The sequence below is a fragment of the Cohnella endophytica genome (assembly GCF_003628305.1).
Taxonomy (GTDB): domain Bacteria; phylum Bacillota; class Bacilli; order Paenibacillales; family Paenibacillaceae; genus Cohnella; species Cohnella endophytica.
Window position 1 is genome coordinate 243801 of record NZ_RBZM01000009.1, and the last position, 12072, is coordinate 255872.

Annotated in this window: 5 protein-coding genes; 1 reads left to right on the forward strand and 4 read right to left on the reverse strand. The window is 54.9% G+C overall.

Annotated features, from left to right (window positions below; all coding sequences use genetic code 11):
- Positions 1 to 66 precede the first annotated feature (66 nt).
- Positions 67 to 4755: a X2-like carbohydrate binding domain-containing protein gene (locus D7Z26_RS21305; RefSeq protein WP_120979037.1), complete on the reverse strand. Its 4689-nt coding sequence runs from the start codon at positions 4753 to 4755 to the stop codon at positions 67 to 69.
- Between the two features lie 446 nt (positions 4756 to 5201).
- Between D7Z26_RS21305 and D7Z26_RS21310 the strand changes: the two genes are divergently transcribed.
- Positions 5202 to 7286, forward strand: a complete 2085-nt coding sequence (locus tag D7Z26_RS21310; RefSeq protein ID WP_158602391.1) for a methyl-accepting chemotaxis protein — start codon at positions 5202 to 5204, stop codon at positions 7284 to 7286.
- 101 nt (positions 7287 to 7387) lie between these two features.
- Here the strand turns inward: D7Z26_RS21310 and D7Z26_RS27850 are convergent, their stop codons facing one another.
- From D7Z26_RS27850 to D7Z26_RS21325, 3 genes are all read right to left on the reverse strand, one after another.
- Positions 7388 to 9370, reverse strand: a complete 1983-nt coding sequence (locus D7Z26_RS27850) for an endo-1,4-beta-xylanase (protein WP_233567100.1) — start codon at positions 9368 to 9370, stop codon at positions 7388 to 7390.
- A gap of 276 nt (positions 9371 to 9646) precedes the next feature.
- Positions 9647 to 11104, reverse strand: coding sequence for an alpha-ketoglutaric semialdehyde dehydrogenase GucD (gene gucD, locus D7Z26_RS21320; protein WP_120979039.1), 1458 nt, complete (start codon positions 11102 to 11104; stop codon positions 9647 to 9649).
- 33 nt (positions 11105 to 11137) lie between these two features.
- The gene (locus tag D7Z26_RS21325) at positions 11138 to 12070 is read right to left on the reverse strand and encodes a hypothetical protein (protein ID WP_120979040.1); all 933 of its coding nucleotides are present in this window, start codon (positions 12068 to 12070) and stop codon (positions 11138 to 11140) included.
- Between the last annotated feature and the right edge of the window lie 2 nt (positions 12071 to 12072).

Here is a 12072-nt window from a genome sequence, read left to right on the forward strand (position 1 = left end):
CGAACGGAATGGAAAATCGCCTTTATTTATTGGCATGCATTTTACGAAATCAAATACTAACGTTTTTTAGTGGCCGTGGTCGATCGAAGCCTCTTCGATGTCTCGGACCGCCCAGTAACCGTTCGGGACATCCTTCCATGGCGATTGTTCGATCCCGTAGAGCGGACCTCTTCCTAACAGTCGGTTAAGGATAACGACGGCTTCCGCGCGGGTCAACGAAGCGCTCGGACGGAAGGTGCCATCGGAATATCCTTTCATGTAGCCTGCGCTTTGCGCGGCTTTAATCGCTTGCTCCGCCCAATTGCCGGCGATGTCTTTGAACCCGTCGCCCGTTCCTGTCGCGTTCGAGCCGCCGGCCGCGAATCGGATCGCGAGCGCCGCCATCTCCGCGCGGGTAATCGGCTGTTCCGGCTTGAAGCTGCCATCCGCGAAGCCGCTCATCAAGCCCATGCTTGTCGCCTTGGCGATGGCGTCCGAAGCCCAGTAACCGTTCTTCACGTCGCTATAAGCGCGAACGTTTCCGGTGCCTTCGCGCGTCGCGACGCGCGACAGAATCGCCGCCATTTCCGCGCGGGTAATGACCTTCTCCGGCTTGAATAAGCCATCGGCGAAGCCTTTCATATAGGCCTGATGCGAGGAGGCCGCAGCCTCGTCGCCCGTCTTCACGATCGTGAACGTGCTGAACTTCGAGATCGTGAATTGAAGGCCTTTGCCGCCGTCGAACGTGGTTATTACGCCCTTGAGGAACTGTTTCGTTCCGTCGCTATGTTCGATATAGACTCCTAGTTGACTCAGCTCGGAATCGCTCAGGTTCAGGCCTTGAAGCGGAAGCACAAGCGTTACCTCGCGGTTCTGAACATTCGTCTCGATCTCCACCGGTCTTCCGACGACCGTCACCTTCTTGCCGGATGTCGCCGCAAGGACGACCGTCGCCCCGTTGGCGCGTTGTTCGATCTCCTTGGTCTTCTCGTTCGACTTGACCGGAACGAGATTGAAATACGCGTCGCCGGCGAATCCCAGGAGAGAGAGGTTCGGAATCCGTATTTTCGCATTGGCCGTATCGATATCCAAGCCGAGTCCGCTTTGCGCGATGAGTCCGATCGATGCTTTGTCTAACTTCACGCTCGTAAGGGAAGTTTCATCCTTCGCGTCGGGGATGGAGACGACCGCCGCCTTCGATCCGGACGCTTTTCCTTTGTCTATCAAGGCTTGAGTATTGTCGCCGGTGAGCTTGACTTCATCCTTGCCCGTACCGTCCGGTTGCGTCGTCCGCACGATGTTTACCGTGCCGGAATCGCCGCTTCCCGAGCCTCCCCCTCCGCTTGACGGCGGAACCGGCGTTGAAGCGACATTGTACCGCAAGGCGTCGACGAGCATCTCGCTTCCCGATTTCTTGACGACCTTGATCGTATGGGTGCCGCTCGGCAGCGAGGTTGCGCTGAACAAGCTGACTTGGGCGTTACGGGTCGCCGACAAGGCACTGACCGTTTGCTTCAATGCACCGTCGAGATATACGTCCATGTTTCCTTGGGTCGGCCCCGTCGGAGAAAGAAGCTCGATGCCGGTTCCTTTGAACGTATATTGATAATAATCTCCGTCCGCCGAAGTCGCGTGCACGTCATCGCCATAGTCGCCTTTAAAGCTGAACGTTAACTTCGTAGTACCGAGAGGGCGCGTTGCAAGATATTCCTTTTTGATCGTCACTCGGCTTCCCGATATCGCATAATCGATGCCGTTCACGAGCACGTTCGACGCGTTCGAAATGCCGTTTAGGCTATCAATGCTGGAAAGTACGTTAACGACGACGTCGCTCTGCGCGGATGTCTTCTTGTCGAAGTCGACCGACGAAACGTCGATCCGGTCGGTCATCTGCACCCGCAGCGCATCGAGCAGCATGAATTGCCCCGAGCGTTTGACGGCCTTCAGCGTGTGTAGCCCCGGCGTGAGACCGGACACGGTGTAAACGTTCTGCTGCGCGACGTTGTGAGCGTTGGCGCCGTAAGTATTGGCTGTGCCGTGAAGCTGACCATCGATATAGATGTCTACGTTGCCTTGGCCTTGGTCGATCTCGGTGATGTAAGAGATGCCCGTACCGTTAAACGTATACGTGAAAAAGTCCCCGTTGGTCTCTACGTAATGCACGTCTTTCATGTAATCGTCGAATGCTCTTCCCGTACTCCGGCCCCATGCCCCCGTATACCGGATGCCGGGATCGTCGTCGTTGATCATCGCGTAACGTCCGGGCGACGAGGAGTTGCTTATCGTCACGGCCAACGTCCGGGATCCGCTAGCGCTGAACTCGAACGTCAGGTTGGCGACGCCGACCGGTTGTTGAGCCAGGTACGACTTGGACAAAGTAACGAAGTTACCGCTAACGATATAATCGTCGCCGGAAGTCAGGACCGACGTTCCGTTCTTGATGCCGGTCAGGCTGTTGCCGTCGCCGAGCGTCAACGTAACCGCCAAGTTAGCTTGCGCGGTAGGCCGCTTGTCGAAGCTCGCGACCGTCGGGCTGATCGACGTTCCCGTAATCGCGACGGACAGGCTCTGCGAGGCCCCGCCCGCGAATCCGAAGGTCAATACCGTCGATTGGCCGGACGGCTGCTGTTGCAGGTATTCCTTCTTGATGGTGACGACGTTGCCGGACATCGTGTAGTCGACGTTCGACCGAAGCGTCGCCAGGCCGTTCTTGATACCGTTCAACGAGCCCGAACCGAGCGTCAACGCCGTCGTGACGTCGACCGGCTGATCCTTATTGAAGGCGTTGGCGGAAGGAGCCCCGATCAACGAATCCGTCGATACCTTCAACGCATCGAGGAGGAAGTAGTATTGGCCGCCTCCGTTACGGACGATTCTCAGCGTATGTTGCCCCGGAGCAAGATCTGCGACGCTGTAAACGGAATATTGACCAGATTGAGGGGAACCGTATCCATCAACCGTTTCTTTGAATTCGCCGTCGATATAAATATCCATCTTGCCGGTGCTTTCGCTTTTCTCGGCCAGCACTTCAATGCCGGTACCCGAGAAAACGTAGGACAATTCCGGTTCGGTACCGTTATCCGGTTCCCCGTAATGAACGTCACCGTTATAATCTCCGAACTGCCTTCCGCTGCTGTATCCCCACTTATTCGAATATTGAATGCCCGGATCGTTATCGTTAATGATCACGACTTGGGATCCGGACGACGTAATCGCTTCCGGGTCCGGATCGGATGAAGGCGCGTTATTAGTACCGTTCTGGTTATCGTTTGCTCCGTTTGTACCCGAAGCCGACGAATCCGAGATGACGACAGACAAATCCTGCGAATCGCGCACCAATTCTTTGCCGCCGTTGCGCGTCCATTCGCCCGCGTATCTCATTCCCGTATCGTCGTCGTTCACGAGCGAGGTTCCGTTCGCAGCCGTAACTTTGAACAAGCGGGAAGCGTGCGGCTCCAAGTACGCCGAGCCGTAGCCGGTCGCATACGAGCCGAGCTCCCTATGACTCCATAGATCGCGCACCGATGCGGATCCGTTCAAGCCGATATCGCTCCAATTCACGTTAACCGTCGCGCCTTTGTTGCCCAGATTGAACAGTGCCACCGTATAGGTTCCGTCTCCGTTATTGGCGTACCAGACTTGCTGGTTCGTCGCCGTCGACACCGGATGCACCGGTCGGCCGGCTTGGTTGACGGCGATCACTTCGTCGTTCGTCAACAGCTCCAACCCGTAGTCGTCCAGGTTGGACAAATCGTCGCCCGTGTACAATTGCGCGGCCGAAGCCGCCCATAGCGTCGCCGCCGTCTGCCTCTCGTCTCTCGTGAGCCCGGAGGTCGCGCCGTTGCCGACGTTCAAGGAGTCGAAGTCGTTCCACCCGCCCGGCCCGGCGTCTCGCCACCACAACGCGGCGTCGGGGAACAATCGGGCGATATTGGCCCATTGCGTCATTCCGACCTCGCGGTCGTAGGACTCGACGTCCCAGTCAACGCGCCAGCCGTTGGCGTATTTCTTCCAATAGTCCACGTAATTATGGTCGAGCGCCCAGCTTAATTCGAACCAGATTCCGTGTCGGCTCAGCGCCTCGGACCATGCCTTGACGTCTCCGCGGGCATCGATGGTCTCGTCGTTGTGGCCGGAACCCGGCGTGACGCTGTCGAACTTGACGAAGTCCACGCCCCATGAAGCGATCACGTCGGCGATGGAGTCGACGTATTTCTGCGCACAGGGATTATCGAAATCGATCTTGTAGCCCAGGTTCCAGTAATCCGCGTATTTGAACGGACGAACGACAATGTCTCCGATCGAGCATCCGGGAGCGCCGTAGATCGGAAGATCGCGGGTTACCGCATCCGGAGACACGCCCGGAATGAGATAAATGCCGACCTTCTGGCCGTTGGCGTGAATGTAGTCGACCAAGTTCTCGAACCCGTTCGGATAATTCGTCGTGCTTGGAATCGGCCGACCGTAATCGTCCATGCTGCCGTTCCAGCCCGCGTCGATATTGATATATTCATAGCCGTGGGCTTGGAGCTTCTCGTGCATGGCGTCGGACATCTGTTTGATCTTGGCTTCGGAGATCCAGTTGCCTCCCGGTCCGTCGTAGACCTGCATGCTATAGCTGCTCCAGCCCATATAAGGCTTCAATGCCAATCCGTTATTGGCCGCTTCCGCTACGCCGGCCTTCGGGCCGACGATTCCGACCTGCGCGATGACCACGATGGCCAAAAGCAATCCAAGCCAGATTTTCCTCCGGCTTCGCGAGTGTACTTGTTTCATTTTCGCATCCCCTTTACCGAAATAGTGATCGTGCTATGTACTTGTGAAAACGCTTACCGCACCCCGATTATAGGCATCCCAACATTGTCGGCGGTAGGTACATCTGCGTCTTCGGCCGTACGAATCTCCCGATTTCGGGGGTACAAATCGTCCGATATCCGTCCATTTGCGTAACGCAAAGCCCGAAAACGCAAAAAAGCCCGATCGCTCCTGATGGAACGACCAAGGGCCGCGCGCACGATATATAGAATTAATTCTTCGCTTCGAACAGCGGGCTTTTCCCGCCCATCTCAACAAACACTTTCATCCCTCTTTTGGAAAAATCATGAATGACAGCGTCGGAATTTGTTGGTTTAACTCGAATTTAACATATTTGTGTCGAAAAAATCGAATTTCTGTGGTTAAATAAGTTATCTTCCAATTCTATCCGGGTAAGGAGAATGACCATGCAAATCCTATTAAAGCCCGCACTACTCGCGCTGAATTCACTTAAGTATGCTTACAAATTTATTCTCATCGGCGTTCTGATTTTAGGATCGTTATCCTTTCCGCTTTATTATCTCGTGACCGATTTAAATAAAGGGCAAGACTTGGCGAAACGAGAGAATACAGGGGTAGAATATAACCGCGGTTTGTTCTCCTTTATGTCTGCCATAGACGAGCATCGCAAGCTCACTCTATCCAAGGGCCAGATGCAAGCTACCGAAGACAGAATCGATCAAACAATCGCTCAGATGGACGAGCTAGACCGCAAACTCGGAACGAGCCTTAAATCTTCCGAAGGCTGGAAGAAGCTGAAGCAGCATTGGACGGAAATCAAAACGACAAGCGCGGACTTCCTGCCTGCGCAGATCGTGAACGAGGAGAATTTCCTCATGGACGAAGCTACGGATCTCGCCGCTCATGTCGGGGACACGTCCAAGCTGATTATCGATCAAAATCTCGATTCCCATTATTTAATCGAAGCGACGATCGACTCTCTCCCCCAGCTTCTCAAAAGTATCGGCAATATGCGGGATCAAGGAATACGCATGGGAGACAAGAAAGATTTGAGCCGCGATGAGTTGACGGATATTACCGGGAAAGCGGCGGCCATTAAATCCTCTACGGCCGACATCTCTTCGGGTTATGCGACGATTTCGGAGCAGAATCCGGATCTGAAACAAGAACTGGACCCCGCCTACCAGCAATTTTTCGAGTCGATGGACCGGTTTCAATTCGAATTGAACGAAAGATACATAACGTACGGGACGGTTACAGGCACTTACGACCAATTGGCCGATTCCGCGCAAAAGGCTATTCAAGCCATTCTTGATCTTCATAAGGTCGACACCGATCAATTGTCTAGCCTTTTACAGCAGAGCCAGTCTCATTATCTTCGCGTCAAGTTGGAAGTCGGCTCGGCCGTATCCATACTTACGCTGCTCGTCTGTTACATGTTCATCGGCTTCTATTCCTCGATCATGAGAGCGATCCGTTCGCTTGTTCATTCTACGACCGAAGTGTCCAAAGGACGACTTCAAACGCAAATGCAAGCGACGACGAAAGACGAGATGAGAGCAGCTGCCGAATCTTTTAACCATATGGTGAACGAGATGCGGACGCTGCTCGGAGCCAGCGCCCGGAACGCCGTGCATGCCACCGACGCTTCCGTTCGGCTTGCCGATATTGCCAAGCAATCCTCCGAATCCAATGCCTCGTTAACGGCGTCGATCCAAGAGACGGCGCAAGGTACCGAGATGCAGCTTCAAGGCACGATAGATTCGGCAACGGCGATCGGCGAGATGGCGGTCGGCATTGGGCGTATCGCCGAAACGACCGGCAACGTGCTTCAGGTCTCGCTGGATTCCGCCGACCAAGCCGAGGAAGGCAAGCTCGCATTGGATCGCGTCGTGAACCAAATGGGAGCGATTCAGGAGTCCGTTGACGGGACGGCCTCGTCCATCGACCAATTGAGCGGGGTTTCCCAACAGGTCGGCCAAATGGCCGGTTTCATTAAGAGCATCGCCTATAAAAGCAATATTCTTGCGCTTAACGCGTCCATAGAAGCGGTTCGGGCAGGCGCGAACGGCAAAGGTTTCGTAGTCGTCGCCGACGAAATGCGCAAGCTGGCGGAAATGTCGGGCTCTTCCGCCGACGGAATCGCCGAGGCGCTGAATCAAATCCAGAAAACAAGCGAGCAATCGTTACTGGCCATGACCCATGCGCGCCAAGAGGTGCAACTCGGTAGTCAAAGCGTTCAGGACGCCGGGAGGACATTCCAGCTCATTCTCTCCTCCACTCGCAGCATTGCCGGCCAGATGCAGGAAATTTCCGCGGCGGCGCAACAGTTGTCCGCATCGTCGGAGCAGGTGTCGGCAACGATTCAGCAAATCGCCGGCATTGCCAAAGGCTCTTCCGAGCAAATGGACCGGATGATCGGCATGTCCTCCGGCAATTTGACCGCGATGCTGGAACTGTCCGAACAAGCGGACCGATTAAAGGAGTTATCTCTCTCGCTGCAGCAGCAAATCGACCGGTTTACGAATTGATTAGCTTTTGCTAGTCGGAACTAATGTCGTTTTTAATAGTAAAAGGGTTCTACCTATTAGCATGACTAATAGGTAGAACCCTTTATTTTATTGATGATTCATTAAGGAGCCGTGCCCCAGACGATCGTACCGCCCTGAAGCAACGTGATTTTATTCCAGTCGGCGAAAGCCGTCTTCGTTCCGTCGAACGAATAGTCGTTCGCTTCGTTAAAGTTCGACCAATCGGACTTGGCGATCCGGATCTGGATTTCCCCGGTCTGTCCGCCCGCCGCTATCGAGCCAGCACCTGCGCTGAACGATAGTTCTAGGTACGTATCGGTATTCGTGCCCGTTGCGCTCGCGAACGCGCCGCTGACGTTAGCCGCTCCTACTTGCGCGTAGTCCACATAAGCGTTCAAGCTCGCGGTTCCGTCCTTCGTGAAGTAATAACGAAGTTTCACTCCGCTTAAGCTAACGGCGCTCGTGCCCGTATTCTTGATGTTGAACGTCGCGCCGATCGTGTTGTCTGTCACGTTCGTATTGCTCGCCTTGTACTGTGCGACGAGAGTTCCCGTGCCGCCGCCCGCGCTTGGCGTCGCGCTGACTTGCGACGAGTCGCCGCTTGTTCCCGCGCTATTCGTTGCGCTGACGACATAATAATACGCCGTGCCGTTCGTTAAGCCCGTATTCGTGTAGCTCGTCGCAGTTACGCCCGTCGCCACGTTCGTGTACGGTCCGCCGCTTGTCGTCGCGCGCTTCACCGTGTAGCTGGTCGCGCCGCTCGATGCCGTCCAACCGAGCGCGACTTGCGCGTTGCCTGCCGTAGCGGTCAATCCTGTCGGCGCTGCCGGAATTTGCGTGCCGGCTGAAGGTGTCGCGCTCGCTTGCGCGGAATTGCCGCTTGTTCCCGCGCTATTCGTTGCGCTGACGACATAATAATACGTCGTGCCGTTCGTTAACCCCGTATTCGCGTAGCTCGTCGCAGTTACGCCCGTCGCCACGTTCGTGTACGGTCCGCCGCTTGTCGTCGCGCGCTTCACCGTGTAGCTGGTCGCGCCGCTCGATGCCGTCCAACCGAGCGCGACTTGCGCGTTGCCCGCAGTCGCCGTAAGACCCGTAGGCGCTGCCGGAATCTGCGTTCCGCCGCTGCCGAGATACTGCTTCAGCCATGTCATCGCAGGGCGTTCAGCGCCCGAGCTAGTAACCAGGTGCGTATTGTCTTTCCACGTTTGGCCTTGGATATACCCCCACAGCGTGATGCCTTTTACGTTCGTGTTCTCCCACAAAACCGGGAATTTTTCTTTGTATCTTGCCAATTGAGTAGCGTCGTCGCCCGTCATATCCAGCTCCGATACATAGATCGGAAGCCCTGTCGCGGAGAGCGTGTTCAATACGCTGTTCATCGTGCTTACGGATACCGTGTCCATGTTGAACTGATGACACTGAATGCCGATGCCGTCGACCAAGCCTCTGCTTTTCAGCAAATTAATGATCGCGACATACTGGGCTGCCGCATTCGGATCGCTGATAATGCCGTATTCGTTAATCAGCAATTTGGAATTCGGGAACGCCAGTCGAGCTTGCTCGAACGACCAGATGACCCAATCCCAGCCCGTAGAGCCGTCGCCGCCGATCGCGTTTCGGAAGGAAGGCTTGGCGTGCAGCGGTTCGTTCACGACATCTACGAAATCCGAGCCGCCGTACCTTTGAGCTGCCGCTTGAATCCACTGGGTGACTTCCGCTTTCTGGTCCGCCGCCGAGAGACCTGCGACCCAGCTTGGCTCTTGGCTTCCCCATACCAAGGTGTGGAATTTGAACGGGAACCCGTTGCTTTTCGCATAGTTGTAAGCGATATCCGCTTGGGACCAGCTCATGGAATTGCGGGTTCCCTCGACGGAGCCCCATTTGGTCGAATTCTCGGGAGTGACTTGGTTCCAGTAGGTTCCGAAGTTGGATGGAACGCTGCTAGCGATAACGTTACCCAAAAACTTGGAACCGGATGCGAGTCCCGCGCTAGCTTTTTGCGATGACCCGAACAGGAATACGGATACGACCATAGTAAACGCGATTAACAAATTCAATGATTTTGACTTTAACGTGAACATAATTTCGCCTCCAACTTATTTTGAGTTTTCACAAAACACGGTGTCTGAATTGTGAGCGCAAATTCCTTTCAACTAGTCGCTCAACCTCCCAACTCTTATTTTTAATTTTTGGATAGCGCTTACATTTTATATCATAAGAGTAAGAACGTATAAAAAATACATATAAAAGTATACTATTTCCTCAAAAAAGTATAGTTTTTGAAAAAGGAACAGGATGGCAAGGTCATGTGCGGCCTCGTCTTCCTGTTCCCCTGTTGTTGCTGAGATTTCCGAATTTTATGCTTTTAAGAAAACCGTTTTAATCGAGGTAAAGAATTCCTTGGCCGCCTGCCCCTGCTCTCTCGAATGCGAGCTCGATTGCTTCATTCCGCCAAACGGAGCTTGGAGCTCAACGCCTGCCGTTTCCGCGTTGATGCGAACCAATCCTGCATCCATATCCGAGATAAAGGCAAGGATGTTGCCGATATTTTGCGTGAAAATTGAGGCGCTAAGGCCGTATTCCACGTCGTTGGCTAGCGATAGAGCATCCTCTAAACGATCGAAAGGCATGAGCGCGAGCACCGGACCAAAAATTTCTTCTTGGGCGATCGCCATGTCCGAAGTCACTTTGTCGAATACGGTAGGCAACACGTAATATCCGTTCTTCAGATCCTCATCGGCGGGGATGGCTCCTCCGTAGAGCAAGCTCGCTCCTTCCGCGACTCCCTTGTTAATATAGGAAAGCACGGTATCGCGCTGTCTTTCGTTGGCGCAAGGTCCCATCCACGTCGAGGAGTCTTTCCCGTTCCCGAGCTTCAACTGCCGTACCCGATCCAACAGCTTCTCGCGGAAAATATCATAGATCGAAGCTTGCACGAGAACCCTGCTCGTTGCCGTGCATTTCTGCCCGGTGGACTTCAATCCGCCAATAACGGCCGCATCCAGCGCCAGCTCGAGGTTGGCATCCTCCGCTACGATCAGCGGGTTTTTCCCGCCCATCTCCAATTGATACTTCGCTCCGCGGGAAAGCGCGGCCTGCCCGATCTGTTTCCCCACCTTATTGGAACCCGTAAAGGTGACAGCCTGTATACCAGGATGCTGCGCGATGCCGCCCCCGATCACGGCCCCATCGCCCGTGACCATATTCACGACGCCCGGCGGCAAACCCGCTTCGTCGAAACAAGCCATCAGCTTGGCGGCGGTAATCGACGTTTCAAGCGCCGGCTTGATCACGACGGTATTGCCATAAATAAGGGCCGGCGCCATTTTCCACATCGGAATCGCGACCGGGAAATTCCACGGAGTGATGACGCCCACGACTCCGAGCGGAACCCGCATCGTGAACATCATCGCTTCGCTGTCCGTCGACGGAATCACGTCCCCTGTCGCACGCATCCCTTCCCCGGCATAATAACGAAGAATCGCGACTCCGCGGGCCGTCTCGCCTTTGCTTTCGGCCAACGTTTTCCCCATCTCGCGCATCATCGTTTCCGCGATCTCTTCCAGCCGAGCCTCCAGAATATTGGCCGCCTTGAATAGATAATCCCCCCGGGCCGCGCCAGAGAGCTTGCGCCATGCGACTTTGGCGCGATTGGCCGCGCTCACCGCGAGTTCGAGATCGGCCGCATCGGAATCCTGCACGTATCCGACGATCTCGTTCGTATCGGCCGGATTGATGCTGGCGGTTACTCTTCCCGTTACGGACGGGCTCCATTTGCCATCGCTATAGTTAAGATACGTTTGTTCTATCGTCATTTCTCTATCCGCTCCATCCCATGTGTCTTTACGTTAGCTCCGAGTAGGGACTCCCAAGCCTGCGGCAAATTTGCCGGATTGAATGAAAGAGGCATTGTTCCGTTCCAATAATCGAAGACCCAGATGGGCTCTGTTCACTTTTTCCACGCACTGGATTCTGGCTACCTCTTTGTTGTGGGCGCCTACGGGATAGACGCTGGCCGCGTTGCGCAGGCCGAATTTCAAGTAAACCGGCGAGGCGACTCTGACGATTTCCGGAATTTCGTAATTGCGGACAAACCCGCCCATATCGTCCGGCGACTCGATATAGAGATCGACGGGCGTATCTACGACCGCGCGAATCGACGACAATTGGGGAAGCGTGATGTCCCCGGTTAAATTCAAGGTATTGCCGCCGAGCTCGGTGATGATTTTGGCGCTGACCGGGTTTGTCGGGCTCATCATCGCGGAGATCTTGACGACCAGGTCGGCCGGCAATTGTCCTTTGCTTTTGGCCTGATCGATCAGCCATACCAAGCCTTCGTCGGCAACGAGAACGCTGCGAATGCCTAGATCCGCCGCGCGGAAAATATCCTCCAACCCGTATAACAGCTGGTCCATTCCCGCGTGTCTTCCGCCTAGCGCCTTGCCGTTGCTGCTTAACGCCATCGCGCTAATGTCGAAGCTCATGCGAGGTCCGACGAAGAGGCACACTTCCAAACCTTCCGCGTTCCCCATCTGAGCCATGTCCAGAATGTCGGAATCGCTTAACAGCATAATGCCGCTGCCTTGGGATACCCGGTTTACCGTTAACCCGAACCGCTTGGATTCGGCGATGACGCTTTCCAAGATCGCCGGTCCTTCCACGGATGGAATTTCCACCCGGTAATGCGCTCCGTCCTCGAATCTCTTGGCGCTCGTCGCGAGCTGATATTGATCGCGCTCCGGCAGTCCGAGACTGGCCGCGAATGCTTGAGCTTTGCTCATCG

Excerpts from the sequence above, each read along its gene's own strand:
- D7Z26_RS21305 (WP_120979037.1), bottom strand. The coding sequence starts at position 4,755 with ATGAAACAAGTACACTCGCGAAGCCGGAGGAAAATCTGGCTTGGATTG.
- D7Z26_RS21310 (WP_158602391.1), top strand. The coding sequence starts at position 5,202 with ATGCAAATCCTATTAAAGCCCGCACTACTCGCGCTGAATTCACTTAAG.
- D7Z26_RS27850 (WP_233567100.1), bottom strand. The coding sequence starts at position 9,370 with ATGTTCACGTTAAAGTCAAAATCATTGAATTTGTTAATCGCGTTTACT.
- gucD (WP_120979039.1), bottom strand. The coding sequence starts at position 11,104 with ATGACGATAGAACAAACGTATCTTAACTATAGCGATGGCAAATGGAGC.
- D7Z26_RS21325 (WP_120979040.1), bottom strand. The coding sequence starts at position 12,070 with ATGAGCAAAGCTCAAGCATTCGCGGCCAGTCTCGGACTGCCGGAGCGC.